This window comes from Skermania sp. ID1734 (assembly GCF_007489285.1).
Classification (GTDB): Bacteria; Actinomycetota; Actinomycetes; order Mycobacteriales; family Mycobacteriaceae; genus ID1734.
Genome location: NZ_VLIY01000003.1, coordinates 84,340 through 109,514, shown reverse-complemented (window position 1 = coordinate 109,514; position 25,175 = coordinate 84,340). Strand labels below are relative to the sequence as shown.

General features: G+C 67.0%; 24 protein-coding genes. 5 read left to right on the top strand and 19 right to left on the bottom strand.

Annotation, left to right across the window (positions count from 1 at the left end; all coding sequences use genetic code 11):
• Nucleotides 1–102 precede the first annotated feature (102 nt).
• The gene (gene ilvN, locus FOS14_RS04490; RefSeq protein WP_143769076.1) at nucleotides 103–606 is read right to left on the bottom strand and encodes an acetolactate synthase small subunit; all 504 of its coding nucleotides are present in this window, start codon (nucleotides 604–606) and stop codon (nucleotides 103–105) included.
• The gene (locus FOS14_RS04485) at nucleotides 603–2,513 is read right to left on the bottom strand and encodes an acetolactate synthase large subunit (RefSeq protein ID WP_143769075.1); all 1,911 of its coding nucleotides are present in this window, start codon (nucleotides 2,511–2,513) and stop codon (nucleotides 603–605) included. The genes ilvN and FOS14_RS04485 overlap by 4 nt, the downstream gene beginning before the upstream one ends.
• A 279-nt stretch (nucleotides 2,514–2,792) precedes the next feature.
• Between FOS14_RS04485 and FOS14_RS04480 the strand changes: the two genes are divergently transcribed.
• Entirely contained in the window at nucleotides 2,793–3,254 is a 462-nt protein-coding gene (locus FOS14_RS04480; protein ID WP_143769074.1) for a PH domain-containing protein, read from the top strand.
• A 20-nt stretch (nucleotides 3,255–3,274) separates the two neighbouring features.
• Nucleotides 3,275–5,131, top strand: coding sequence for a dihydroxy-acid dehydratase (ilvD, locus tag FOS14_RS04475; RefSeq protein WP_143769073.1), 1,857 nt, complete (start codon nucleotides 3,275–3,277; stop codon nucleotides 5,129–5,131).
• A gap of 82 nt (nucleotides 5,132–5,213) precedes the next feature.
• On the opposite strand, the gene FOS14_RS04470 is transcribed toward ilvD, so the two are convergent.
• Together FOS14_RS04470 and FOS14_RS04465 are read right to left on the bottom strand one after the other, a co-directional pair.
• Nucleotides 5,214–6,128 carry a hypothetical protein gene (locus FOS14_RS04470; RefSeq protein ID WP_143769072.1) on the bottom strand — a complete coding sequence of 305 codons (915 nt, stop codon included), beginning with the start codon at nucleotides 6,126–6,128 and terminating at the stop codon, nucleotides 5,214–5,216.
• Nucleotides 6,129–6,305: 177 nt separating this feature from the next.
• Nucleotides 6,306–7,151 (bottom strand): DoxX family protein, encoded by an 846-nt coding sequence (locus tag FOS14_RS04465; RefSeq protein ID WP_255450066.1) that lies wholly within the window; start codon nucleotides 7,149–7,151, stop codon nucleotides 6,306–6,308.
• Nucleotides 7,152–7,251: 100 nt separating this feature from the next.
• Here FOS14_RS04465 and FOS14_RS04460 point away from each other — a divergent pair, with 100 nt between their 5' ends.
• Entirely contained in the window at nucleotides 7,252–8,385 is a 1,134-nt protein-coding gene (locus FOS14_RS04460) for a sorbosone dehydrogenase family protein (protein WP_143769070.1), read from the top strand.
• A gap of 186 nt (nucleotides 8,386–8,571) precedes the next feature.
• On the opposite strand, the gene gatB is transcribed toward FOS14_RS04460, so the two are convergent.
• From gatB to FOS14_RS04445, 3 genes are read right to left on the bottom strand one after another with little or no spacing between them, the layout of a single operon-like run.
• Nucleotides 8,572–10,071, bottom strand: coding sequence for an Asp-tRNA(Asn)/Glu-tRNA(Gln) amidotransferase subunit GatB (gene gatB / locus FOS14_RS04455; protein WP_143769069.1), 1,500 nt, complete (start codon nucleotides 10,069–10,071; stop codon nucleotides 8,572–8,574).
• A 21-nt stretch (nucleotides 10,072–10,092) separates the two neighbouring features.
• On the bottom strand, nucleotides 10,093–11,124 hold the full coding sequence (locus tag FOS14_RS04450) for an ATP-dependent 6-phosphofructokinase (RefSeq protein WP_143769068.1): 1,032 nt from the start codon (nucleotides 11,122–11,124) through the stop codon (nucleotides 10,093–10,095).
• 7 nt (nucleotides 11,125–11,131) lie between these two features.
• The gene (locus FOS14_RS04445; protein WP_143769067.1) at nucleotides 11,132–11,638 is read right to left on the bottom strand and encodes a DinB family protein; all 507 of its coding nucleotides are present in this window, start codon (nucleotides 11,636–11,638) and stop codon (nucleotides 11,132–11,134) included.
• A gap of 116 nt (nucleotides 11,639–11,754) precedes the next feature.
• Between FOS14_RS04445 and FOS14_RS04440 the strand changes: the two genes are divergently transcribed.
• A complete protein-coding gene (locus tag FOS14_RS04440) occupies nucleotides 11,755–12,558 on the top strand; it encodes an SDR family NAD(P)-dependent oxidoreductase (protein WP_143769066.1) in 804 nt (267 codons plus the stop codon).
• Between the two features lie 15 nt (nucleotides 12,559–12,573).
• Here FOS14_RS04440 and gatA read toward each other — a convergent pair whose 3' ends face one another.
• Nucleotides 12,574–14,043 (bottom strand): Asp-tRNA(Asn)/Glu-tRNA(Gln) amidotransferase subunit GatA, encoded by a 1,470-nt coding sequence (gene gatA, locus FOS14_RS04435; protein WP_143769065.1) that lies wholly within the window; start codon nucleotides 14,041–14,043, stop codon nucleotides 12,574–12,576.
• On the bottom strand, nucleotides 14,043–14,342 hold the full coding sequence (gene gatC / locus FOS14_RS04430; protein WP_143769064.1) for an Asp-tRNA(Asn)/Glu-tRNA(Gln) amidotransferase subunit GatC: 300 nt from the start codon (nucleotides 14,340–14,342) through the stop codon (nucleotides 14,043–14,045). Before gatC ends, gatA begins: the two co-directional genes overlap by 1 nt.
• Nucleotides 14,343–14,492: 150 nt before the next feature.
• Between gatC and FOS14_RS04425 the strand changes: the two genes are divergently transcribed.
• The gene (locus FOS14_RS04425; protein ID WP_143769063.1) at nucleotides 14,493–15,143 is read left to right on the top strand and encodes an amino acid-binding protein; all 651 of its coding nucleotides are present in this window, start codon (nucleotides 14,493–14,495) and stop codon (nucleotides 15,141–15,143) included.
• Here FOS14_RS04425 and FOS14_RS04420 read toward each other — a convergent pair.
• From FOS14_RS04420 to FOS14_RS04375, 10 genes are all read right to left on the bottom strand, one after another.
• Complete coding sequence (locus FOS14_RS04420; RefSeq protein ID WP_143769062.1) at nucleotides 15,140–16,156, bottom strand: S-adenosylmethionine:tRNA ribosyltransferase-isomerase; 1,017 nt, start codon at nucleotides 16,154–16,156, stop codon at nucleotides 15,140–15,142. The genes FOS14_RS04425 and FOS14_RS04420 overlap by 4 nt on opposite strands.
• On the bottom strand, nucleotides 16,153–16,881 hold the full coding sequence (locus FOS14_RS04415; protein ID WP_143769061.1) for an SDR family oxidoreductase: 729 nt from the start codon (nucleotides 16,879–16,881) through the stop codon (nucleotides 16,153–16,155). The genes FOS14_RS04420 and FOS14_RS04415 overlap by 4 nt, the downstream gene beginning before the upstream one ends.
• A gap of 56 nt (nucleotides 16,882–16,937) precedes the next feature.
• A complete protein-coding gene (ligA, locus tag FOS14_RS04410; protein ID WP_143769323.1) occupies nucleotides 16,938–18,989 on the bottom strand; it encodes an NAD-dependent DNA ligase LigA in 2,052 nt (683 codons plus the stop codon).
• A gap of 117 nt (nucleotides 18,990–19,106) precedes the next feature.
• A complete protein-coding gene (locus tag FOS14_RS04405; protein ID WP_143769060.1) occupies nucleotides 19,107–19,529 on the bottom strand; it encodes a DUF86 domain-containing protein in 423 nt (140 codons plus the stop codon).
• Between the two features lie 24 nt (nucleotides 19,530–19,553).
• Complete coding sequence (locus FOS14_RS04400; protein ID WP_185981615.1) at nucleotides 19,554–19,967, bottom strand: nucleotidyltransferase domain-containing protein; 414 nt, start codon at nucleotides 19,965–19,967, stop codon at nucleotides 19,554–19,556.
• A 155-nt stretch (nucleotides 19,968–20,122) separates the two neighbouring features.
• The gene (locus FOS14_RS04395) at nucleotides 20,123–21,136 is read right to left on the bottom strand and encodes a methionine synthase (RefSeq protein ID WP_143769058.1); all 1,014 of its coding nucleotides are present in this window, start codon (nucleotides 21,134–21,136) and stop codon (nucleotides 20,123–20,125) included.
• A complete protein-coding gene (gene mnmA / locus FOS14_RS04390) occupies nucleotides 21,133–22,218 on the bottom strand; it encodes a tRNA 2-thiouridine(34) synthase MnmA (protein WP_143769057.1) in 1,086 nt (361 codons plus the stop codon). The genes FOS14_RS04395 and mnmA overlap by 4 nt, the downstream gene beginning before the upstream one ends.
• Complete coding sequence (locus FOS14_RS04385) at nucleotides 22,218–23,480, bottom strand: cysteine desulfurase family protein (protein WP_143769056.1); 1,263 nt, start codon at nucleotides 23,478–23,480, stop codon at nucleotides 22,218–22,220. Before FOS14_RS04385 ends, mnmA begins: the two co-directional genes overlap by 1 nt.
• A complete protein-coding gene (locus FOS14_RS04380; protein WP_255450065.1) occupies nucleotides 23,434–24,285 on the bottom strand; it encodes a 1-acyl-sn-glycerol-3-phosphate acyltransferase in 852 nt (283 codons plus the stop codon). Before FOS14_RS04380 ends, FOS14_RS04385 begins: the two co-directional genes overlap by 47 nt.
• Nucleotides 24,282–25,094, bottom strand: a complete 813-nt coding sequence (locus FOS14_RS04375; RefSeq protein ID WP_143769055.1) for a GNAT family N-acetyltransferase — start codon at nucleotides 25,092–25,094, stop codon at nucleotides 24,282–24,284. The genes FOS14_RS04380 and FOS14_RS04375 overlap by 4 nt, the downstream gene beginning before the upstream one ends.
• Nucleotides 25,095–25,175 lie beyond the last annotated feature (81 nt).

The following is a 25,175-nucleotide window of genomic DNA, read 5'->3' as shown; positions in this document are numbered from 1 at the left end:
TCCCTTCTCTAAAGGTTGTTTCGCGGCCGTCGCTAGCGGGCGGCCGTGATGGACTCGGCGGCCGTCGCTAGCGGGCGGCCGTGGTGGACTCGGTGGCCGTCGCTAGCGGGCGGCCGTGATTGATTTGGGACCGCGCCCCATGGCGACGACGCCGGATTGCACGATCTCGCGGATGCCGTACGGCTCGAGCATGCGTAGCAGCGCGTCGAGCTTCGACCGAGTACCGGTGGCCTCGATCGTCAACGAGTCCGGAGACACGTCGATGACCTTCGCTCGGAACAGCGTAACGGCCTCGACCACCTGAGTGCGCACGCTGGCGTCGGCCCGCACCTTCACCAGGATCAGTTCACGCGCGACCGAGGCTTCGGTGTCCTGCTCGACGATCTTGATCACGTTGATCAGCTTGTTGAGCTGCTTGGTCACCTGTTCGAGCGGCAGTTCCTCGACGGTCACCACGATGGTCATGCGGGATATGTCCGGGATCTCAGTGCCGCCCACCGCGAGCGACTCGATGTTGAACCCGCGGCGGGAGAACAGCGCGGCCACCCGCGCGAGCACGCCGGGCTTGTCTTCGACAAGCACACTCAGGGTGTGTGACGTACTCACTGACCGTCCTCCTGGGAACGTTCCATTGCTTCATGGATGACCGCCGGCTCGGCGGCGCTTTCATCCTCGTCGAACAGCGGGCGAATGCCGCGCGCGGCCTGGATCTCGGAGTTGCTGGTGCCGGCCGCAACCATCGGCCACACCTGCGCGTCGGCGCCAACGATGAAGTCGATGACCACCGGCTTGTCGTTGATCGCCTGCGCCTCGCGGATTGCCGCCTCGACGTCTTCCTCGCGCTCGACCCGAATGCCGTGGCAGCCCAATGCCTCGGCGAGCTTGACGAAGTCCGGGATGCGCCGGCTGTGGGTGGCCAGGTCGGTGTTGGAGTAGCGCTCTTCGTAGAACAGCGTCTGCCACTGCCGGACCATGCCCAGGTTGCCGTTGTTGATCAACGCGACCTTGATCGGGATGCCCTCCACCGCGCAGGTGGCCAACTCCTGGTTGGTCATCTGGAAGCAGCCGTCACCGTCGATGGCCCACACCTCCGCGTCGGGCAGCCCACGCTTGGCTCCCATGGCGGCCGGAACCGCGTAGCCCATCGTGCCGAGACCGCCGGAATTCAGCCAGGTGCGCGGCTTTTCGTAGTGGATGAATTGCGCGGCCCACATCTGGTGCTGACCGACGCCGGCGCAGTAGATCGCATCTGGTCCGGCCAGGCGCCCGACGGCTTCGATGACGAACTCGGGCGAGAGCGAACCGTCGGCGGGCCGGTCGTAGGCCAGCGGGTACGTCTTGCGCACCCCGTCGAGGTACTCCCACCACTTGTCCAGCGACAGCCGGGTGCCGGTGGCCATGTCGGCGCGCAACGCTTCGATCAGCTCGGTGATGACCTCCTTGCAGTCGCCCACGATCGGGACGTCCGCGTGCCGGTTCTTGCCGATCTCGGCCGGGTCGATGTCTGCGTGGATGACCTTGGCGTCCGGCGCGAAGGACGACAGCTTGCCGGTGACGCGGTCGTCGAACCGCGCGCCGAGGGTGATCAGCAAGTCGCTGCGCTGCAGCGCCGCGACCGCGCCCACGGTGCCGTGCATGCCGGGCATGCCCAGGTTCTGACGGTGGCTGTCCGGGAACGAGCCGCGCGCCATCAGGGTGGTAACCACCGGGATGCCGGTCAACTCGGCCAGCTCCAGCAGTTGCTCGGACGCCTCGGCCTTGATCACGCCACCGCCGACGTACAGCACTGGCGAGTGCGATTCCATGATGAGTCGCGCGGCCTCACGCACCTGCTTGCCGTGCGGCTTGGTCACCGGACGGTAGCCGGGCAGCCGCATCTCCGGCGGCCAGCTAAACACGGTCGGCGCCTGCAGCACGTCTTTGGGGATGTCGACGAGCACCGCGCCCGGGCGGCCGCTGGCGGCCAGGTAGAACGCCTCGGCGATGATCCGCGGGATATCCGCGCCGTCGGTGATGAGGAAGTTGTGCTTGGTGATCGGCATCGTGATGCCGGAGATGTCGGCCTCTTGGAAGGCGTCGGTACCGATCATGGCGCGGCCCACCTGCCCAGTGATGGCGACCACCGGGACGGAGTCCATTTGGGCGTCTGCCAGCGGGGTGACCAGGTTCGTGGCGCCTGGGCCGGAAGTGGCCATGCAGACGCCGACCTTTCCGGTGGCCTGCGCGTAACCGGTGGCGGCATGGCCCGCACCCTGCTCGTGCCGAACGAGGATGTGGCGCACCTTGGTCGAGTCGAACAGCGGGTCGTAGACCGGAAGCACCGCACCACCCGGAATACCGAAGACGGTGTCGACGTCGAGTTCCTCGAGCGAGCGGACGACGGACTGTGCTCCGGTCACGCGTTCGGGCGGCAACTGTCGACGTGGACCCGACTGCGCTGCGGCTGCGGGCGTCGGTTGGCTAGGGGGCGTCGCCTTGCGGGTCTGCCCCGGCCGTGCGGTTGGTGCGCTCACGTTGATGCTTCCTCGTGATGAGAACTGTGTGGAAACTGTTCCGGACAACAAAAAACCCCCGACAGCATTCGCTGTGCGAGGGTGGCGCGTCGTAGGCGAGTTGGCTGATTATCGACTCACGCGACGACGCGCCAGCCGATTACGAGCAACTCAGTACGGATCACGCGCTCGACGTTATGCGCGCGCGGCCCGCACAGTCAAACCGGCGATCACGCCAATCCCAGAGTGTGAGACATCCCATCATGTGGGTGCGTTTCGCCGAAGTGCGAAGATGGTGTGGTGTCATCACCGCATCAGCCCGTGCCACCGGAACCATCTTCCCATACGGCCAGCTCCGCTACCGCGCAGGTACAGCCCGCGCAGCGCAGGTCGCGCTACGTCATCCGGATCTCCCGGCTGGCCTGGATCGCCGTGGTGATGCTGTTTTTCTGCGTCAGCCTTCCGGTCATCGCGTGGCCCGCTGCGTTCGCTTGGTTGCTATTGATTCCCGTCGCGGTAGGAATTTGGGTGGCCCGCATTCGCACCACGGTCACCCCCGACGGCCTGGAGCTGCGCAGCGTGTTCGGCGCGCAGAACCTTTCCTGGACACAGGTACGCGGGGTGCGTTTTCCCAAGCGCGGTTGGGCGCGGGCGGATCTCGGCGACGGCGCCGAGGTAGCCCTGCCGGCGGTCGGCTTCGACCGAATCCGTGAACTCGCCGCCGCGTCCAACGGCCGCATCCCTGACCCTTACGCCGAATAAATCTCGAGGAGCTTCCCTCTATGGCTGACCAGCCTCTTACTCGCCTGCGCTCCCGCACCACTACGGCCGGCCGCAATGCCGCCGGAGCCCGCGCGCTGTGGCGTGCCACCGGCTTGACCGACTCGGATTTCGGCAAGCCGATCGTCGCGATCGCCAACTCCTACACCCAGTTCGTGCCCGGTCACGTGCACCTCAAGGACGTCGGCGAGATCGTGGCCGAGGCCGTGCGAGTCGCCGGCGGCGTGCCCCGCGAGTTCCACACGATCGCGGTGGACGACGGCATCGCGATGGGCCACGGCGGCATGCTCTACTCGCTGCCGAGCCGGGAGATCATCGCCGATTCGGTCGAATACATGGTCAACGCGCACACCGCTGATGCGCTGGTGTGTATCTCGAACTGCGACAAGATCACCCCGGGCATGCTCAATGCCGCGATGCGACTGAACATCCCGACCGTGTTCGTCTCCGGCGGGCCGATGGAAGCGGGCAAGGCGGTGGTGGTCGGCGGCGTCGCGCAGGCCCCGACGGACCTCATCACGGCAATTGCGGCCAGCGCCAGCGATTCGGTGAGCGATGAAGGGCTGACCGAGGTCGAACGCAGCGCCTGCCCGACCTGTGGTTCCTGCTCGGGCATGTTCACCGCGAACTCGATGAACTGCCTCACCGAGGCGCTTGGGCTGGCGTTGCCCGGCAACGGTTCGACGCTGGCCACCCACGCCGCCCGCCGACGCTTGTTCGAGCGCGCCGGAACCGTGGTGGTCGACGCCGCACTGCGCTACTACCGCGATGGCGACGAGTCGGTGCTGCCGCGAAACATCGCCACTCCCAAGGCCTTTCGCAATGCGATGGCCCTCGATGTGGCGATGGGCGGGTCGACCAACACGGTGCTGCACACCTTGGCTGCGGCGCAGGAGGGCGAGGTCGACTTCGACCTCGGCACCATCGACGAAATCAGCCGTCGTGTGCCGTGCCTGGCGAAGGTCTCCCCGAACTCCGACTACCACATGGAGGACGTGCACCGGGCTGGCGGGATTCCCGCGATCCTCGGTGAACTCCGTCGCGCCGGGTTGCTGGAAACTGACGTGGCGACCGTGCACACGCGGTCGTTCGACGAGTGGCTGGACACCTGGGACATTCGCTCCGGCAAGGCGTCCGACGAGGCCGTCGAGTTGTTCCACGCCGCGCCGGGTGGCGTGCGCACCACAGTGCCGTTCTCTACCGAGAACCGCTGGTCGTCGCTGGATCTCGATGCCGAAGGTGGGTGCATCCGCGACCTCGAACACGCCTACACCGTCGAAGGCGGACTGTGTGTGTTGCGCGGCAACCTGGCGCCGGACGGCGCCATCTTGAAGACCGCGGGCATCGACGAGGACCTGTACACCTTCGAAGGCCCCGCGCTGGTGGTCGAGTCGCAGGAACAGGCCGTGTCAGTGATCCTGGGCAAAAAGGTCAAGCCCGGCGACGTGATCGTGGTGCGCTACGAGGGACCAGCCGGTGGGCCGGGCATGCAGGAGATGCTGCACCCGACGTCGTTCTTGAAGGGCCAGGGACTGGGCAAGGTGTGCGCGCTGATCACCGACGGCCGGTTTTCAGGTGGGACCTCCGGGTTGTCGATCGGCCACGTCTCCCCCGAGGCGGCCAGCGGCGGTGTCATCGGCCTGGTCGAAAACGGTGACCGCATCCGGATCGACGTCGCCACCCGGACGCTGGAACTGCTGGTGGACGACGCCGTGCTGGCCGAGCGCCGGGCGAAGATGGAAGCCTCTGAACGGCCGTGGCAGCCGGTCGACCGCGACCGCAAGGTGACCACCGCGCTGCGGGCGTACGCGGCGTTGGCGACCTCAGCGGACAAGGGTGCGGTGCGGCGGGTGCCGTAGGTTCTTGGTTTTCGCTCCCCGTTTGAGCAGTTCGCTCCCCGGGCGCGGGACGCGAAGTGTGTAGGCGGAACGCGAAAACGGTTCAGGCCGCGCGACGGCCGAGGCCGAACGCATTCTGCAACCGCTGGATCACCCATTCCGGGCGGTCGAGGTCGTGCCACGTCCACCGAACAACGGTGAGCCCTAACGCTCGGAGCGCGTCCTCACGCGCCTTTTCGGCCCGTAGAGCTGCGCGAGGATCCCTTCCGTCGGCGGCGTATTTGCCCATGCCGTCGAATTCGCCGACCGTTTTGAACTGGTCGAAGAAGAAGTCCACCCGTGCGACGAATTCGCCACCAGGCTCGTAAACGGTGTGCTGTAACTGCGGCCGGGGCAACCCCGCACGGTGAATCAGGACTCGGCTGCGTGATTCACCGACCGACTCGCTTCGACCGTCCAGAAAGGCAACCGCGCGGGCTGCCGCAGCGAGTCCGTGGCGTCCACGGGCTCGGGCCATCGCTTCCTCGACGTCGGTACGCGTCACCAACCCTTGCTGCAGGGCGGAGTCGCCGAGCACCACCGCCTCCTCGAACGGGAGGAGGAGCGCACAATCCACGAGGGTTCGCGCGACTGAGGTGACCGCAATGTCGTCGATGACGGTGACGTCCGCGCTGGCCAACCTCCCGACGTGCACGTGCCGGGTGCGCGTGCGCTTACCGCCGGCAACCGAATTCAGCCACACGTGCACCAGATCGAGGTTGGGGCGCCACATCGCAAGCCCGTGCAGGACTGCGGCCGACGTGTGGCTGACGACGACGCCTCGCCGCGTGGTGGCCAACGCCGCTTCGATCGCGAGCCGATGCCGCTGCGCCGCGTCAAGGCTAGTCATTGGCGTGTACACCCCACGCAGGATCGTCTGCAGCTCGCCCGACTGCCGCGCCCGAGCGAGTTCGCGGTCGGTGAAGCCCCGATCCAGTGCGTCGCGTCGCAGTATCAGCCTGGTGTCGAAAACCTCCATGGGTCAACGATTGAGCATCACGTCGAGCCGGGACTGCCGACACGATCAAATGTGGACTACTTCGTGCCTGTGCATCGATTCTGGTACGTGCGAACCACTGTGCACGTCCGCTTACCGTGTCGGCAGTTCGCGTTTCGGGCACGGAACGCGAACTGCGAAGGCGGAACGCGACAATCCCTAGATGAACGGATTCCCGCCGTGCATGAAGATCCACATGCACGCGGCCGCCGCAATCGCGATGAGCAGCACGACGAACGAACCGACGTAGGGCCGAGTCGCCCACCCTCGCCCGCCATCCACTGCTATCCGGCCTGGACCCGTCAGGATCAACGACGCCGACGCGGCGACCAGCATCGTCTCGTATTCGACGCCGCCCGGCGCTGTGAACTGCAGACCCGGCGCCGCCGCCTGACGCACCAACCAGGCGTCGATGATCACCGCCAGCACCGCACCGGCCGCCAACGGTGTCGCCAAGCCCAGGATCAGCAGCGCACCACCGCCGATTTCGCCGACCATCAACAATACCGACGAGATCTGCGGCTGCTTCCAGCCCAGGTGCTCGACCATGTCGGGCATCTTGTCCAGGCCCGGCCCACCCCACCAGCCAGTCAGCTTCTGTAAACCATGGAAGAGGAACAGCCCGCCGACGGTGATCCGCAAAATGAGCAGTCCCAAATCCAGCGTGCCGCGACCGAGACCCGGATCGAGGTCGCGTTTCGAATAGGCCGGCACCTGCGGCGCGGTGTCGGTACGCACCGTTTCCACCCTCGCCGGCGGCACCGCGGTGGGCGGTGGCGTGTAGGCGGTGTAGGCCTCGGTCGGTTGACTCGGGGGGCGCGGAACCTCCCCCTCGCGCGGTCGATACACCGGCAGTTGCTCGGTCGGCACGGGATTGAGATCGTCGTCGGTCTCCGGGATGGTTCGGCCCGCAACCGGTCGAGACAGCTGCTCGGTCGGCTCGTCGAACGGACTGGACGCGTCGCGCCCAGTCGGCACCTTCTTGGGTTCCTCCGCGTCGGTCACGGTCCTCACGATAAGACCCGCGAACGCGACATCTCGACTGCAACACTCCCTGCGCACCCCATCCGAGCGTGCGCGCAGGAGTTTCCGTAACGTTTCCACCATGACGTTCGCGCGTTCGGGTCCCGCCTTCCGGGCAGCTCTGGCGGTAACTGCCGCAGCTGTACTGGCCACCGCGGGATGCGCGCGTTTCGACGATGCGTCGGCCAGCCCGTTCAGTCCCGCACCGACGTTCAGCGGCAGCGATCTGCACCCGCGCACACCGTCGAGCCCGCCGACGACCACCAAGCCGAAGCGCCCGCCGGGGCCCTGCGTCGACCCGGATCCGGCCGTCGTTGCGACGTGCCTCGACGCCACCGGCGCGTTGGTCGTGCTCCCCGACGGCAATTCGGCGCTTGTTGCCGAACGCCGCACCGGCCGGATTCTCCGAGTGGAACCGGAGCGCGATCCGGTCGAGATCGCGCACATCGATGTCGACGGGTCCACCGACGGGGGCCTGACCGGTTTGGCGCTCTCGCCCACCTACGACGAGGACAACCTGCTCTACGCCTACGTCACCACCGCGACCGACAACCGCGTCGTGCGGATTGCACCTGGTGACGTACCCAAGGACGTCCTCGCCGGCATCCCTAAGGGGCAATCGGACAACGCCGGCTCCATCGTGTTCACCGACGACAACAACATGCTGGTTTTGACCGGAGACGCGGGAAACCCGGCAGCCGCGAACGACCCCGGATCCTTGGCGGGCAAACTGCTGCGGCTGTCCAAGCCGGACGTGGTCGGCGACCGTCCGCCGCCGCAAGTCGTCTTAACCGGTATCGGCGGTGCAGGCGCGGTCTGCCTCGGCCCCGGCGGCGCCACCTGGGTGACCGACCGGCTGCCCGCCGAGGACCGATTGCAAAAGATCAACAAGGACGGCAGCGTCGTGTCGCCAGCCTGGAGCTGGCCCGACCGACCGGGCGTCGACGGCTGCGCGGCGACCCAAGACGCTGTCGCCGTCGCGTTGACGGTCGGCAAGGCCGTCGCTGCAGTGGCCATCGACGGCCAGACCGGTACCGTGACCGCAGCGCCGTCACTCGTCGCGCAGGATCGCTACGGCCAACTCGGTAGCGCCGCAGCAGGTCCCGACGGCGCGCTCTGGGTGTCGACGGTCAACAAGTCCGGGGGCAACCCAGGCCCGAACGACGACCGGGTAGTCAAGATCCAGATGCCCGGTGGTGGTGGCGGGCACGACTAGCAGCGGCGCAGGCTGGCTGCGCGGCGCCTAACCGGTTCCGCAGGCCGCGAGAACCAACTCGCGGACCCGCGCCGCTGTGCCTATTGCGCGCCGCAGGCCGCGAGAACCAACTCGCGGACCCGCGCCGCTGTGCCTATTGCGCGCCGCAGGCCGCGAGAACCAACTCGCGGACCCGCGCCACTGTGCCTATTGCGCGCCGCAGGCCGCGAGAACCAACTCGCGGACCCGCGCCGCGTCGGCCTGGCCTTTCGTGGCCTTCATCACGTCGCCCACAATCTTTCCGGCCGCCTGCACCCTGCCGCTGCGGATCTTGTCGGCAATGTCGGGGTTCGCCGCCAGCGCCTTGTCGACCTCGGCCTGCAGGGCGCCCTCGTCGCTCACCATGCCGAGCGACCGCGCCTCGACGATGTCGGCCGGTTCACCTTCGCCGGCCAGCACGAAATCGATTACCTGACGGGCGATCTTGTTGCTGATCTTGCCGCTGTCCACGAGGGCGATGACCGCAGCCACCTGCTTCGGCGTAATCGGCAACTCGTCGAGCGCCACGTCGTTCGCGTTCGCCCGTTCGGTCAGGTAGGCGACCCACCACGAGCGCGCCTCCTTCGCCGGCGCGCCCGCGTCCACGGTCGCCAGGATGAGATCCAGCGCGCCCGCGTTGACCAGGTCACGCATCACCTCGTCGGAAACTCCCCACTCCTGCTGAATGCGCGCGCGCCGCAACCACGGCATCTCCGGAATCGTGACGCGCAGCGACTCCACCCAATCAGCGTCCGGTGCAACAGGTTCGAGGTCAGGCTCCGGGAAGTAGCGGTAATCCTCGGCGGTTTCCTTGCGCCGGCCCGGCGAGGTGGTGCCGTCGGACTCCTGGAAGTGCCGAGTCTCTTGCACAATGGTGCCGCCGTTGGCCAAAACCGTGCCCTGGCGGCGCATTTCGAACCGTACGGCGGTCTCGACGCTGCGCAGCGAGTTGACGTTCTTCGTCTCGGTACGGGTGCCGAATTCCGCTGCGCCGATGGGCATCAGCGAAACGTTGGCATCGCAGCGCAGCGAACCCTGCTCCATCTTGACGTCGGAAACTCCCAACGCCTTCAACAGGTCCCGCAGGGCAGTGACGTAGGCCCGGGCGACCTCGGGTGCGCGTTCGCCAGCACCGGTGATCGGTTTGGTGACGATCTCGATGAGCGGCACACCGGCCCGGTTGTAGTCGAGCAGCGAATGGCTCGCGCCGTGTATCCGGCCGGTCGCGCCACCGACGTGCAACGACTTACCGGTGTCTTCCTCCATGTGCGCGCGCTCGATGTCGACGCGGAAGGTGCTCCCGCCATCGAGCACCACATCGAGGTGGCCGTTGGTGGCGATGGGCTCGTCGTACTGAGAGATCTGGTAGTTCTTCGGCTGGTCCGGATAAAAGTAGTTCTTGCGCGCGAAGCGGCCCCACGGCGTGATGGCGCAGTTCAACGCAAGCCCGATCCGGACCGCCGACTCCACCGCGGCCTGGTTGACCACCGGCAGGCTTCCCGGCAGGCCCAGGCACACCGGGCAGACCTGCGTGTTCGGCTCGGCCCCGAACGTCGTTGGGCATCCGCAGAACATCTTGGTCGCCGTGCCCAGCTCGACATGCACTTCCATCCCGAGCACCGGTTCGTAGCGATCGAGGACGTCGGTGTAGTCGAGGAGATCAGTCATGTGCAAAAGGCTATCGCCAGTTCAGCCGAAGAAGGCGGCAGCCTCCCGGTATCGGTCGGTCGGCACGGTTTTCAGTTGACGAGTCGCCTCCGCCAGCGGCACGAGATCAATCGTGGTGCCGTGCAGAGCCACCATGACGCCATATTTTCCAGCATGAGCCGCCTCGGCGGCCTGCACGCCGAACCGGGTGGCCAGGATGCGGTCGTACGGCGTCGGGGTGCCGCCACGCTGCACGTGCCCGAGGACGGTGGTGCGGACCTCCTTACCGATCCGGCGCTGGATCTCATCGCCGAGTTGTTGGGCGACGCCGGTGAAGATCTTGTGGCCGAACTCGTCGATCCCGCCCTCCCGCAGGGTCATCGACCCAGCCTTGGGGGTGGCCCCCTCGGCGACCACGCAGATGAAATGCGAGTCTCCGTGCTGGAACCGGCGCTTCACCAGTCGGCATACCTCATCGACGTCGAACGGCTGCTCGGGAATCAACGTCAGGTGTGCGCCCGACGCGAGCCCGGCGTTCACCGCGATCCAGCCGGCGTGGCGTCCCATCACCTCGACCAGCATGACGCGCTGATGCGACTCGGCGGTCGTGTGCAGACGGTCGATGGCGTCGGTGGCGATAGTCAGCGCCGTGTCGTGGCCGAATGTGACGTCGGTGCAGTCGATGTCGTTGTCGATCGTCTTGGGCACACCGACCACGTCGACACCGCTCTCGGACAACCACCGCGCCGCGGTGAGGGTGCCCTCGCCGCCGATCGGAATCAGCACCTCGACGCCGTTGTCGTCGAGCGTCTGTTTGATCTGTTCGATGCCCGCCTGCAGCTTGTCCGGATTCACCCGCGCGGTGCCCAGCATGGTCCCGCCCTTGGTGAGCAACCGGTCGATCCGGTCATCGTTCTGAATCTGCACCTTCCGGTCTTCCAGCAGACCGCGCCAACCGTCGCGGAAGCCGACGATCGAATCGCCGTATCGACCGTTGGCGGTCCGTACGACCGCGCGGATCACCGCGTTCAGGCCCGGGCAGTCACCGCCGCCGGTGAGGATTCCGATGCGCATGGCTCCATCATTGTCGTTCGAAGACGCCTCTGACGAATGCTGCCTGGCCGACGTGCTGAAGATCGTCGGAGATGACGCTGACCAGTCGCACGCCCAGCGTCACAGGCGGGTCCCAGCGCCGGTCAACGACGCGGTCGAGGTCTTCTGCCGTCACGGTACGTAGGTAGTCCAGCGTTCGGTCGTGGACGGCGTCGTAGTAGCCGCGCAGCAGGTCGGCGTCAGCACGGACCTGCGCGACCTCCTGAGACGACTGGCCATAGCCGATCGCCTCGGCCGAGAACGGGAGTGCGAATCGCTCGCTCCAACCACCTTCCGTCCAGGCCTGTTGCCGGCCTGCCACATCGCAAACGTGGTCATCCTGCACTCGGGTGAGATGCCACACCAACCACGCAATCGTGTTCGCGTCCCCGTCGATCCGGTACGTCAGCGCCGCCTCCGGCAAACCGTCAAGAACCGCGTGCACCTCGTCCCGCACCCGGCCGAACGCGTCGGTAAGTACTGCAACGTGATCCATACACCCTCCCTTGTCCGTCACACCGATACCCCAAACCTACTCGAACTATTGTTCGACTGCCAGCAATTTAGAACTTGTTCTACTATTGGCCCGAATCCCTGACCAGGAGGCCCAGCGTGTCCACACCACAGACCGTTCTCATCACCGGCGCAGCCGGCGGTCTCGGCACCGCAACCACCGAGCGATTCGTCCGGTCCGGTTGGACCGTCTTCGCCGCCGACCTCACACCCCCACCGGCAGCTAACAACGTCGTGCCGATCCAGCTGAACGTCACCCATACCGAGTCGGTCGACGTCGCGGCCAACCGAATCGCCGAACTGTCTCCCGCGGGCCTTGGCGCCTTGGTGACCCTGGCCGGCGTCCTGGACATCGGGCCGCTCGCCGAAATGCCCGACGACCGACTACAGCGCGTCATCGACATCAACGTCATGGGCACGCACCGCAGCGTGCGTGCGTGCTTTCCGTTGCTGCGCAAGGGGAACGGCCGGGTGATCCTGATCAGTTCGGAGACCGGCTGGCAGCATGCGATGCCCTTCAACGGCGCCTACGCGCTGACCAAGCATGCCGTCGAGGCCTACGGCGATGCGTTGCGCCGCGAACTCGCAGCGGTGCGGATGCCGGTGAGCATCGTTGAGCCGGGACCCTTCCGCACTTCGATGACGGCATCGATCGAAGACGCGTTCGCGCGGGCAACGCCACCCGACTCACCGTTCGCGGCGATGGCCCGCAAGTCGGGTCGAATGGCGCGCAAAGAGCACGCAACGGCATCCGAACCGGCCCTTCTCGCTGACACGATTTTCGCCGCGGCGACCGCGCCCCGACCGCGAATTCGCTACTCTGTCAAGCCGAACCGGGCCAGAGCCGTCTTGGACAAGCTTCCGGTGCCCGTCGTCGACGCGGTGCTGCGCCGAGCGCTGTAACCTCACCCATACCGTCTAACCGATGTCGCCGCGCGCCGCCTCGTAGGCCGCGCCCACCCGGTACAACCGGTCGTCGGCAAGCGCGGGCGCCATGATCTGCAGTCCCACCGGCAGCCCGTCGTCGGCAGACAGTCCGGACGGCACCGACATGGCGCAATGACCAGCGAGATTCGTTGGCAGGGTGCACAAGTCGGACAGGTACATGGCCAGTGGATCGTCGACCTTCTCGCCGAGCTTCCATGGCGTGAACGGGCTCGTCGGCGAAATCAACACGTCCGCGGACTCGTATGCCTTGTCGAAGTCGCGGGCGATCAGGGTACGGACCTTCAGGGCCTGCCCGTAGTAGGCGTCGTAGTACCCGGCCGACAGCGCGTACGTGCCGATCATGATGCGGCGCTTGACTTCCGGACCGAACCCGGCGGCGCGGGTCGCGGCCATCACTTGTTCGGCACTCGACTTGCCGTCGTCGACCCGAAGGCCGTACCGCATGGCATCGAACCGCGCCAGGTTCGATGACACCTCGCTCGGCAAAATCAAATAGTAAGCGGCAAGGGCGTATTCGAAGTGCGGGCAAGACACCTCGACCACCTCGGCGCCCAGCTCGGTCAGGGTCGCCACGGCCGCATCGAACGATGCGATCACCCCGGGTTGGTAACTGTCGGAATGCAACTCCTTCACAACCCCGACCCGAACGCCGTTAAGGTTGCCGGCTGTGCCCTCCCGGGCGGCCGAAACAACCGGTGGCACCGGCGCTTTCAGCGAGGTCGAGTCCCGGGGGTCATATCCCGCGATCACCTCGTGCAGGAGCGCGGTGTCGAGCACCGTGCGCCCGCAGGGGCCGCCCTGGTCCAGCGACGATGCGCAGGCCACCAGTCCGTAGCGCGACACGGTGCCGTAGGTCGGCTTGGTGCCGACCGTCGCGGTGACGGCGGCGGGTTGGCGAATCGAGCCGCCGGTGTCCGTGCCGATCGCCAGCGGCGCCTGATTCGACGCCAGCGCCGCGGCCGAGCCACCGCCGGACCCGCCGGGAATCCGGGTGGTGTCCCACGGGTTCCGCGTCGGACCGTACGCCGAGTTCTCGGTCGAGGAGCCCATCGCGAACTCGTCCATGTTGGTCTTGCCCAGCACCGGGATCCCGGCCGCGCGCAAGCGCTGGGTCACCGTCGCGTCGTACGGCGCGACCCAACCCTCGAGGATCTTCGATGCGCAGGTGGTGGGCATGTCGGTGGTCGTGAAGACGTCCTTGAGCGCCAACGGCACCCCGGCCAACGCGGACCGCGGCTCCTCACCGGCGGCCAGCGCGCCGTCGACACTGCGGGCGGCATCCAGCGCCGACTCCGCCGCCACGTGCAGGAAGGCGTGGTACTCGCCGTCTACCTCGGCGATGCGGTCGAGATGCGCCTGGGTGACCTCGACGCTGGAAACCTCGCGAGAATGGATCCCGTGGGCCAATTCGGCGGCGGACAGTGCTGTCAGGTCGCTCATCACTCGCCCTCCCCGAGGATCTGCGGGACCTGGAATCGACCGTCTTCGGCCGCCGGAGCACCCGACAGCGCCTGCTCCGGGGTCAGGCCGGGCACGACGACATCGGGCCGCGTGATATTCACCTCGGGGTTTGGATGCGCCATGGGCGGCACATCGTCGGCAGCCACTTCCGAGACCGCCTTGACGTGGCTCAGGATCGAGTCGAGTTGACCGGCGAAATGGTCGAGTTCGTCATCGCGCAGAGCGAGCCGGGACAGCCGGGCGAGGTGGGCAACCTCGTCACGGGAGATGGCAGGCACCGTGGGCCCCTTTCCGTTCGAGCAGGTCAAAGCTTGCGGCGTAGCTGTCGAATTGGTCACGCCGGGCGTCTCGAGTCGAAACTACACGGCTGGCGGTGTAAGGATTGCGTTGGCGTGTAGTGCGCTTATCGCATGGGGAAAGGGACGCGCGTGTCATTTTTGCTTCGCGTGCAACTTCCGGATCGGCCCGGAAGTCTGGGCGCCCTGGCGCTTGCCCTCGGCTCGGTGGGCGCCGACATTCTGTCCCTTGACGTCGTCGAACGCGGGATGGGCTACGCGGTCGACGATTTGGTCGTTGACGTCGAGCCGGGTTCGTTGCCCGACACACTGCTCACCGCCGCCGAGGCGCTCGACGGCGTGCACGTCGATTCCATCCGGCCCTACGCGGGCGTCCTGGACACCCACCGCGAACTGGAACTGATCGATCGGGTGGCCGCCGCACGGCACGACCGGCTGCAGGTGCTGGTCGACGGGGCGCCGCGGATTCTTCGCGTCGGCTGGTGCATCGTTGTCGCGATGGGCCCCGAAGGGGCGTATCGCGTTGTCGGCAGCTCGGGGGCACCGGAAACGCACGCCGCCGATACCCCGTGGATGCCGCTGCAGAAGCCCACCGTCCTCGACGATGAGGCCGACTGGTCGCCGCAGATCTGGCGCGATATGGATACGAAGCTGGCGGCCGCACCGCTGGGCGACACTGGCAAGGTGCTGCTGCTCGGCCGGCCCGGCGGCCCGGAGTTCCGGCCGTCCGAGGTCGCCCGACTCGGCTATCTCGCCGGAATCATCGCCACCGTGTTGAGCTAGTACCGCACGAGCAGTGCGCTGTCTCCGAACTCGTGCCAGAGATAGCCGGCGTCCAGCGCCGCGGCATAGGCGTCACGAACCACCTCGGCGCCCGCGACGGCCTCCAGCAGATCGAGGTGTGATGCGCCGGGCGCATGCCAGCCGGTGACGAGCCCGTCGACCACGTGGGCCGGCCGCTGCGGACCGAGCACCACGTCCGTCCAGCCCGACGCTGCATGCACGATTCCGTCACTGCCAGTAGCTGATTCGAGCGCGCGAGTGACCGTGGTGCCGATCGCTATGACCCGACCACCAGCGGCACGGGTCGCGTTTACCCGATCCGCAGTCTGCTGGGAAACGGCGAACCGTTCGGGGCTCGGCGGTTCGCCGGTTTCAGGCGAGGACACCCCACAGTGCAGCGTGATCGGCGTTACGGCGATGCCGGTCGACACCAGCCGGGCAACCAGTTCGGCGGTGAAAGGTCGTCCTGCGCTAGGCATTTCCGCGCTGCCGGCTACGGTGCCGAAGGCGGTCTGGTAGTACTGCGCCGACCAGCGTTGCCGCAGGTAGGCGTAGGTGATAGGCCGGCCATGCCGCGCCAGATAAGCGGGTATTGCGACGTCGATGTCGGCCGTCCACAGTCGGCGCGCGGGCGGAAGCCAGGGTTGGCGCAGAACTGCTGTCGCGCCGCCGGAAAGACGCAGCTCGGTACCGATGTCGAGGATGTGCCAAGGCACCGGTCTGCCGTCCGTGGTGCGGACCTCGATGACCCACGAGCCATCATCGAGCCAGGTCGAAAAGTGCACTACCACAGCGGCTTCGCCCAACCGGGCATCGACCGCGGCAGACAGTGTCGCCGAATTGTTGACCACCACAATGTCATCCGGACGCAGGAAGGTCGGCAGCTCGCGAAAGACCGCGTGCGTCAGGCCTGCGGTGTCTGAAACCAGTAGCCGGACTTCGTCGCGCGCCAGCCCACGCGACTCCGGCGGGCCGGCCGCCTGAAGTTCCGGTGGCAGTGCGAAATCCATCATGCCTGCACCTGCTCGAGTAGTTGTGACCCGATGTAGCGTCCGCTGGGCGGGCGGTATTCGAGCAGGTGGATCAGCGCGGGCACCGCCACCGACGGCTCGGGCCGGTCGGAAATGTCCTCGCCCGGAAACGCTGCTTGGTGCATCTCCGTGCGCATGTCGCCGGGATCGAGTGCGTAGATGGCGACGTCGGGGTTCTCCGCGCCCGCAACGTTGCTGAGTTGGTCCAGTGCAGCCTTCGACGATCCATAACCGCCCCACCCCTGGTATCCGCCGACCGCGGCATCCGAGCTGATCTGCACGGCGATTCCGCGCGACGCTCGCAGGTACGGCAGGCAGAGCTGTAGGAACGCAAGGGGCGCAACGACATTCGTCTGCAGCACCTGGGTGAACGCGTCCAGTGGGTAGTGCTCCAGGACAGGCAGCGGACTCGGCCCGAGCGCGCTGGCGTTATTCACCAGCAGGTCGAGGCGCCCCGCCGCGGCAATGGCCGCGCCAACGTCCGCACGGTGGCGTTCATCGGCGACGTCCCCGGCGATGGCTGTTGCCTGTTCGCCGAGTTCGCGTTGCACCGATCGCAATCGGTCGATGCCACGTGCGGTCAGGATGACCGACCAGCCATCGGCAACCAGACGACGAGCCACCGCTCGTCCGAAACCGGCCGAACCGCCGGTGATCAGGGCAACCTTGCGTTCTGCTGCCGGTCCGGCGGACACGGGGTGTGCCATGAGGACTCCTTCTCTCGGGTCTGGAGTCCATCGTGAAACCTAAACCATTGTTGAGGTCAAGTGGTTCCCGCGACAGCTTCGGGTCCGAGTTCGAGCAGTCGGCGGAAGCCCGCCTCATCCAAGATGGGCACGCCAAGCTCTTCGGCCTTGTCCGCCTTGGACCCCGGCGCCTCCCCCACCACCACAAACGCCGTCTTCTTCGACACCGAGGCCGCCGCCTTGCCGCCGCGCTGCAGGATCGCCTCCTTGGCCTGGTCTCGCGAGAAACCCTCGAGGGAGCCCGTAACCACGATCGAAAGGCCCTCGAGGTTGCGTTCGATGGACTCGTCGCGCTCGTCGGCCATCCGCACACCGGCGGCCGCCCACTTGTCGACGATCTCGCGGTGCCAATCGACCGTGAACCACTCCGCGACCGCGGCCGCGATGGTGGGACCGACGCCCTCGACTGCCGCCAACTCCTCCACCGACGCGGCGCGTATTGCGTCGAGGCTGCCGAAGTGGGTGGCGAGCGCGCGTGCGGCGGTCGGACCGACGTGCCGAATCGACAGCCCGACGAGCACTCGCCACAGCGGTCGGTCCTTGGCAGCGGCGAGATTGTCCAGCAGCCGTTTGCCGTTGGCAGAGAGAGTGCCCTTCTTGGTGGTGAACAGCGAGGTCCGTAGCAAGTCGTCCGCGGTCAACGCAAACAGGTCGCCCTCGTCGCCGATCACCTTCGACTTCAACAGGTCGATCGCCGCCTCGTAGCCGAGCGCCTCGATGTCGAAGGCGCCGCGGCCGGCGACGTGAAAGACGCGTTCCCGCAACTGTGCTGGGCAACTGCGCTGGTTGGGGCAGCGGATGTCGGCATCGCCCTCCTTTTCCGGCGCCAGCGGCGACCCGCATTCCGGGCAATGGGTGGGCATGACGAATTCGCGCGCATCCTCGGGGCGCAGATCGACCACCGGACCCAGGACTTCGGGGATTACGTCACCGGCCTTGCGGATGGTGACCGTATCGCCGATCAACACACCCTTGCGCTTGACCTCGGAGGCGTTGTGCAGCGTCGCCAGTGACACCGTCGAACCGGCCACTGTCACCGGTTCCATGAACGCGAACGGCGTGACCCGCCCGGTGCGGCCGACGTTGACGCGGATGTCGAGCAGCTTGGTGGTGACCTCCTCCGGCGGGTATTTGTACGCAATGGCCCAGCGCGGCGCGCGTGAGGTGTTGCCCAACCGGCGGTGCAGCGCCATCTCGTCGACCTTCACGACGAGACCGTCGATTTCGTGTTCGATGTCGTGCCGGTGCGCCCCCCAGTATTCGACCCGCTCGATCACGGCGTCGACGCCCTGGACGCGGCGGGTGTGCGGCGAGACCGGCAGGCCCCATGCGGCCAGCGCGGTGTAGGCCTCGTACTGCGACGACGGCGAGAAACCTTCGATCCGGCCGAGGCCGTGGCAGTACATCCGTAGGTTTCGCTTCGCCGTCACTGAGGGGTCCTTCTGACGCAACGACCCGGCCGCCGTATTGCGCGGATTGGCGTAGGGCGCTTTGCCTTCCGCGACGATCGCGGCGTTGAGCACCTGGAAGTCTTCGAGCCGGAAATAGACCTCGCCGCGAACCTCGAGCAGGCGTGGCACCGGAAACTCTGCCGACTCTGTGAGCCGGTGCGGGATGTCGTCAATGGTCCGCGCGTTAAGGGTGACGTCCTCACCCGTGCGACCGTCTCCGCGGGTTGCCGCGCGCGTCAGCCGGCCGTCCTCGTAGACGAGATTGAGCGCAACGCCGTCGATCTTGACCTCGCACAGATAATGCAACGCAGGATCGGTGCCGGCCTCCACTTCAACCCGGCGGCACCACGCCCGCAGCGACTCTTCGTCGAAGACGTTGTCCAGGCTGAGCATCCGCTCGAGATGATCCACCGCGGTGAAATCGGTGGCGAAGCCGCCGCCGACCAACTGCGTCGGCGAGTCAGGGGTGCGCAAATCCGGGTACTGCTCCTCGAGCGCGATCAGTTGATTCAGCAACTGGTCGAACTCGCCGTCGGAGATGATCGGCGCGTCGCGAACGTAATAGCGGAACTGGTGCTCGCGCACCTCCTCGGCGAGCTGTTGCCAGCGTTCCCGCACGTCAGCGGGGGCAGAAGATACCGCCGCGGGCCGCGCAGAAGATACCGCGGCTGGCTGATCGTCGTGGTTGTCCGTCACGCCAGCGACACTAGTCGAGGGCACCGACAGCCGATGGTTTCACCGGGCACTGAGGTAGCTGGCCAGCGACTGCACGAAGCTGTCCAAACTTGTCAGCCCGGTTCGCACCATTTCGATCACCCGGTGGTCGTCGACGTCGCCAAATTGATGAACCAGCAGATTGCGGAACCGTGCCGCATCCTGCAGCGTCGTCGACAGTTCGAGCGAGATCACCCCCGCCTCGCCCAGAATGCGGAAACTGTCGACAAAGCTCGTCGCCGTCCGCAGCCCCTCACTTGCGATCACGTGGTCTGCCGCGCCGATCGCTGACTCGAAGCACACGATCATCCGATATTTGGCGGCCGGCAGCGCATCCGGATCGGTCAGCAACTCCTCGTCCGAGCGCTTGCCCGCCCGCACCAGATGTTCGCGCTCGATGCGGATCCGTTGCAGCAGTGTCGCGATACGAGCCAGGTCCACCATGTCGTTTCAGATTCCGATGTCGTTTCAGATTCCGACCGCCATGCGCGCCAACAAGTCCCGCGCAATTCGTTCCTCATGAACCTTGTATTCGCGGTACCGGCGGTTGATCAGGCTTTCGTAGCGCGCGCGAGCAGCTCTGTCGACGCAATAGATCGGCACGTGGCATTCGCAGACCCGTCCGGCCAGCGCCAGCGGCGCGCCGTTGAGCACGACCACCTCGATCCCAGCAAGACCAGAGCTCTCGGTCAGCACGCTCGCCATGCGTAACCGCAGTGCGAGCAGGTCTGGCAGCGGTCGGCAGTACACGGCGACGTCGATGTCACTGCGCGCGGTCGCCGTACCCGCGGCGTGCGAGCCGAAAAGATAGGCAAACAACACCGGCGAATCGACGAAGGCACTGCTGGCGGCTGCGCGAAGTCTGTTCACCGATTCGGTCACGATCCGCCTCCTCGACGCCGAGCACTGTCGAGACCCTCGAACCAAGGGTCTCACGGGTCGCCGGTTCCCGGGGAAGCCAATCGGTTTCGATCACATCGCCGAAACCACCGGTCAATCCGTTGCGTGGGTTGTCCCGCGTGGAAGCATCGATTGATCTACAGCTTCTCCGGCTCCTCAACCAGCGCCCGCGCCACGTCGTTGCACAGCGCCAGCGCCTTCCGCGCCCACGACTCCGATGCCCCCGCGAGACCGCAGGCGGGTGACACCGAAACGCGCCCGCCCAGCGCGGATCGCGGAAAACCCAACCGGTCGACGAGCTTGACCGCCGGCGCGGCACAGTCGCGCCAGGTGGGCGCGGGGGTCAGCGGCCGCGTCGGCACGATACCTAGGATCAGGTTCTTGTCGGCGTCGAGCAACTCTCCGATCGGGTCCAGGTCGGCCGAATCGATCAGGTTCAGATCGAAGCTGACCGCGTCCGCACGGCTGCGCCGAAACAGTTCCCACGGCGGCGCGGACGAGCAGTCGTGGACCACCACCGGCACGTCGGCCTGAGCAATCACCGCGTCCAGCAGGACCAGCGCGTCCGGTGCCGGGATCGCCGGTATCCGTTCCCGGGCGGTGACACCCGAGATCGTTCCGGCCAGGACCGACGCGAGCAGCGGCTCGTCGAGTTGCAGCACGACGCTGGCGCCGAGACGACGCCGCACTTCGGTGACGTGCCGAACCAACCCCTCACCGAGCGACTCGGCGAATTCGCGAACCGCGCCGCGGTCGGTCAAGACCTTGTGACCGTTGGCCAATTCCACCTCGGCCGCCAGTGTCCACGGCCCGGCCGCCTGCACCTTGATGTGTCGCTGGGCGTCAACCAAACCCGCTGTCTCCCAGGCCTCCTCGAGAGCGTCGAGGTCACGATTGAGCAGATCTGTGGCCCGCTTGCTCACCGCGCCGCGATGCGCGGCGATCCGGTAGCCGCGCGTGGTGGTGTCGAACGGCAAGTCCACCAGCAAGGCTCCGGTTCGTCCGATCATGTCGGCGCCGATGCCACGCGCCGGGAGTTCCGCGAGGTGCGGCAATTCGACGAGTTCGCCGACGATGACGGCGGCGGCCTCACGTGGATCGGTGCCCGGCCAGGATCCGATGCCCGTGGCGACGCCGGCGGGGAAGCTCACCTGCGGTGGTCCGTGTCGGCGATGGTGCCGCTGCCGAGAACCACGTCGCCGTCGGGATCGGGTAGGTAGAGCACCGCGGCCTGCCCACGCGCGACCCCGGTCAACGGTTCGCGTAACCGGATGACAATGCCGTCATCAACCGCCTCGGCCACCGCCTCGGCAGTGCCGCCGTGCGCGCGCACCTGCACCACGCACTCGACGGGACCGCCCGGTGCGGCACCCGACGTCCAGATTGCCCGATCGGCTTGGATTGCCCAGACCTGCAAGCGATCTGCGGTGCCGACCCGTACGGTCGCCGTTTCGGGGTCGATGTCGGTGACATAGCGCGGCTTGCCGTCGCGGGCCGGGCCGGGCAGTCCCAGACCCTTGCGCTGACCGATCGTAAAGCCGTGTACGCCTTCGTGTTCGGCAAGCACCGTGCCGGTTTCGGCGTCAACCACGGCGCCCGCTCGGACACCGATCCGCGCGCCGAGAAACGCCCTGGTGTCGCCCGACGGGATGAAGCAGATGTCGTGACTGTCGGGCTTGTTCGCGACCGCAAGCCCGCGCGCGGCCGCCTCCGCCCTGATTTGCTCCTTGGGAGTATCGCCCACCGGAAACATGGCGCGGGAAAGTTGTTGGGCGCTCAGCACTCCCAGCACATAGGACTGGTCTTTCTCGGCGTCGACGGCCCGGCGCAGTACGCCGCCCTGCAGGCGTGCGTAGTGGCCGGTGGCAACGGCATCGAAGCCCAGCGCGATCGCCCTGTCGGCGAGCGCGGCAAACTTGATCTTCTCGTTGCAGCGCAGGCATGGATTGGGCGTCTGCCCGTTGGCGTAGGACTCGATGAAGTCGTCGATGACTTCGGCCTTGAACCGGTCGGCAAAATCCCAGACGTAGAAAGGGATTCCGAGCACGTCCGCCGCGCGACGGGCGTCGCCGGCGTCCTCGCGGGAGCAACATCCGCGCGAGCCGGTTCGCAGCGTTCCCGGCGCCTGCGACAGCGCCAGGTGCACGCCCACTACGTCGTGGCCGGCGGCCACTGCGCGCGCCGCCGCGACGGCGGAATCCACCCCACCGCTCATTGCGGCCAAAACCCGCACTAGCCAACACCTCCCCTGCTACTCACACCCGCCAACCCCGCGGCCTTGGCGCGCTCCACGACATGCGGCAGCGCGTCCAGCAAAGCATCGACATCGGCCTCGGTCGAGGTGTGTCCCAACGAAAATCGCAGCGACCCCCGCGCCTGCAGCGCGTCGACACCCATCGCGACGAGCACATGACTCGGCTTGGCCACTCCCGCGGTACAGGCCGACCCGGTGGAACACTCGATACCCGCGGCATCGAGCAGCATCAGCAGCGAATCCCCTTCGCAGCCAGGGAAAGTGAAGTGCGCTATCCCCGGCAGCTGCGGACGGCCGGGCGAGCCGTTCAGGACGGCGTCAGGGGCAATTGCGCGCACGCCCTGAATCAACCTGTCCCGCAGGCTGCGCAGTTGGCTGCCCTGACCATCGAGGTCGCACACGGTTTCGGCAAGGGCCGCAGCCATTCCCGACACGCCTGCGACATCGATGGTGCCCGATCGCACGTCGCGCTCGTGACCGCCGCCGTGCAGAATCGGCACGCACCCGACGCTGCGACCGAGCAGTAGCACGCCCGTGCCTGTCGGACCGCCGAACTTGTGCGCGGCGAAGCTCGCGGCAGCGAGCCCGCTGGCGGCAAAGTCGATAGGCACGTGCGCGCCGGCCTGCACCGCGTCGCTGTGCATCGGTACCCCGAATTCCGCAGCTACGGATGCGAGTTCGGCAATCGGCAAGACGGTCCCGATTTCGTTGTTGGCCCACATGATGGTGACCAGCGCCGCCTCGTCGGCGTGCTCCGCCAGCGCCCCGCGCAGCGTCTCCGGGGCCAGGTAGCCGTCGCTGTCGACCGGAAGCCAGGTCACCAGGGCCTCGTCGTGCCGCTCGAGCCACTCGACCGCGTCGAGCACCGCGTGATGTTCGATCACGCTGGCAAAAATTCGCCGGCGCCGGGGATCGGCGGCGCGGCGGGCCCAGTAGATGCCCTTCACGGCCAGGTTGTCACTCTCCGTGCCGCCCGAGGTGAAGATCACCTCCGAGGGCCGCGCGCCGAGGCACTCGGCTATCGATTCGCGTGATTCCTCGACCCGGCGACGGGCCGCGCGACCGGAGCCATGCAGCGACGACGCATTGCCGACGGTGTCGAACACGTCGAGCATCGCCGCGCGGGCGGCAACCCGCATGGGTGTTGTTGCGGCGTGATCGAGGTAGACAGCTGCCGACGGGCTGGGCGCACCACTACCCGCCTGCCGGTGAGCCCGATCTGGCAAACTTGGCGGCGTCATATCCCGTCAAGGGTACGTCGAGCCATCCGGCTGGCGAAAATGTGCGTCCACGCACTGCCCGCTCACACCGGGCGGCAAGTTCCCGACGATCTCGGCCCGGCTCCTGGGGCGGGGCCAACACCACCTCCGCGGTGATGCCCGAGCTTCGCAGCACCCGCCACAGCGAATCCGCCAACGTCTGGGAGCCGACGAAAGCCGCCGTCGTGGTGGTCGACCCGTCAGCGTCGAGGTAGCGCAGGCCAACCGGCTGCACCGGTACCGGGGCATCGATCGCCGCCTGGAACAGCGCCGGGCGCAGCGAACCGTATGCGCGCCCGCACCAGGTCGTCGCCTCCGGGAAGAACACCACCGTTTCGCCCGCGCGAACTCGGTCGGTGATCGTCGCGATCACCGCCGGGAGGCCGCGCAGGCTGTCGCGATCGATCGGGATGACCTTGCGCTCCGTGAGGCGCCCCAGCACCGGCCAGGTGAGCAGGTCGGCTCGCGCGACGAAACTGGCCGGTCGCAGCGCGGCGAGAACCAGGACATCTGCCCAACTGGTGTGTCCGGCCACGATGATCGGCGCAGTTGCCGGGTTGTCGCCGCGTCCGTCGATCACCCGTAGCCGGATTCCGCAGCAGCGCAGCATCGCGCGGGCGTAGTGGGGGTGAAAACGCTTCGGAGTGGTGACGAGGACCGGCATTACCGCAAACAAGCTGATCAGACCGATCAGTCGCGCCGCGAGCCGAACCATGTGCACCGGCCGATCCGGGTCTGGGCAGCACCGCGGTCCGCAGGGGCTGACCGGCAGCCAGGCGTGGCTCACCCGGCCGGCCGATCCAGGCTCGCCGCCGCCTGTTGCAGGCGCTGCAGGTACCGCTGGTTGACCTCGTGATAGCCCAGCAATGCGACGAAGTCCGCCACCCCGAAGTCCGGATCGTGCGCCGGCTCACCGCAGATCGACGCGCCCAGGCGCAAGTACCCGCGCAGCAGTGGCGAAATGTCAGGTTTGGCTGGCGCCGCAATGTCATCGAGCGCGACGCCGTTCACGCTGACCGGCCGGTAGGGGCGGACGCGCTTGGCCGTGGCGTGGCGGCTCAACAGGTAGTCACGCACGCCACGAACGTTTTGGCCTGGGACGTCGATCTGCGTGGTTTGCATAGGCACCGATACACAGCCCATGACCCAGTGGTAACCGGTCAGCTCGATGTAGCGCAGGATGCCGGCCCACATGAGTGTCAGCACCGAACCATTGCGGTGCGCCGGTCGCACGCATGCCCTACCCATTTCCACAATCCGGTTGGCCTGCGCGTCGAGCGCGGTGATGTCGAACTCGGTGGCTGTGTAATACCCGCCCGCTCTGCCGGCCTGGTCCGGTCCGAGCATGCGGTAGCACCCGACGAATTCGTCGGTGGCGTTGTCGCGGACCAACAAGTGGTCGCAGAACCCGTCGAAGCGGTCGACGTCCCGCCCGCTCGGGTGCGACGGAATCGCGAATCCGGGCTCGGCCGCGAATACGTCGAACCGCAGCCGCTGAGCGGCTTCGCGATGCTCGGCATCGGAAGCAACGACCAGCGAATACCGCTGGGTGTCGAGGAGTCGCTGGACGGGTTGGATGACAGACGTTGTAGTCATGCCACGAGATCTACTGAGCGCGTGCAGCGTTGCGGCATCGGCGACGTGTCGAGGCGGTGCCGCTTCGATGAATTCCGGACG

What these genes read in the sequence shown, in the direction of transcription:
- gatB (WP_143769069.1), bottom strand. Translation starts at nt 10,071, where the DNA reads ATGACTGATCTCCTCGACTACACCGACGTCCTCGATCGCTACGAACCG.
- FOS14_RS04470 (WP_143769072.1), bottom strand. Translation starts at nt 6,128, where the DNA reads ATGGAGGTTTTCGACACCAGGCTGATACTGCGACGCGACGCACTGGAT.
- FOS14_RS04450 (WP_143769068.1), bottom strand. Translation starts at nt 11,124, where the DNA reads ATGCGCATCGGAATCCTCACCGGCGGCGGTGACTGCCCGGGCCTGAAC.
- FOS14_RS04420 (WP_143769062.1), bottom strand. Translation starts at nt 16,156, where the DNA reads ATGATGGATTTCGCACTGCCACCGGAACTTCAGGCGGCCGGCCCGCCG.
- FOS14_RS04375 (WP_143769055.1), bottom strand. Translation starts at nt 25,094, where the DNA reads ATGACTACAACGTCTGTCATCCAACCCGTCCAGCGACTCCTCGACACC.
- ilvD (WP_143769073.1), top strand. Translation starts at nt 3,275, where the DNA reads ATGGCTGACCAGCCTCTTACTCGCCTGCGCTCCCGCACCACTACGGCC.
- FOS14_RS04385 (WP_143769056.1), bottom strand. Translation starts at nt 23,480, where the DNA reads ATGACGCCGCCAAGTTTGCCAGATCGGGCTCACCGGCAGGCGGGTAGT.
- FOS14_RS04460 (WP_143769070.1), top strand. Translation starts at nt 7,252, where the DNA reads ATGACGTTCGCGCGTTCGGGTCCCGCCTTCCGGGCAGCTCTGGCGGTA.
- gatA (WP_143769065.1), bottom strand. Translation starts at nt 14,043, where the DNA reads ATGAGCGACCTGACAGCACTGTCCGCCGCCGAATTGGCCCACGGGATC.
- FOS14_RS04405 (WP_143769060.1), bottom strand. Translation starts at nt 19,529, where the DNA reads ATGGTGGACCTGGCTCGTATCGCGACACTGCTGCAACGGATCCGCATC.
- FOS14_RS04415 (WP_143769061.1), bottom strand. Translation starts at nt 16,881, where the DNA reads ATGGCACACCCCGTGTCCGCCGGACCGGCAGCAGAACGCAAGGTTGCC.
- FOS14_RS04445 (WP_143769067.1), bottom strand. Translation starts at nt 11,638, where the DNA reads ATGGATCACGTTGCAGTACTTACCGACGCGTTCGGCCGGGTGCGGGAC.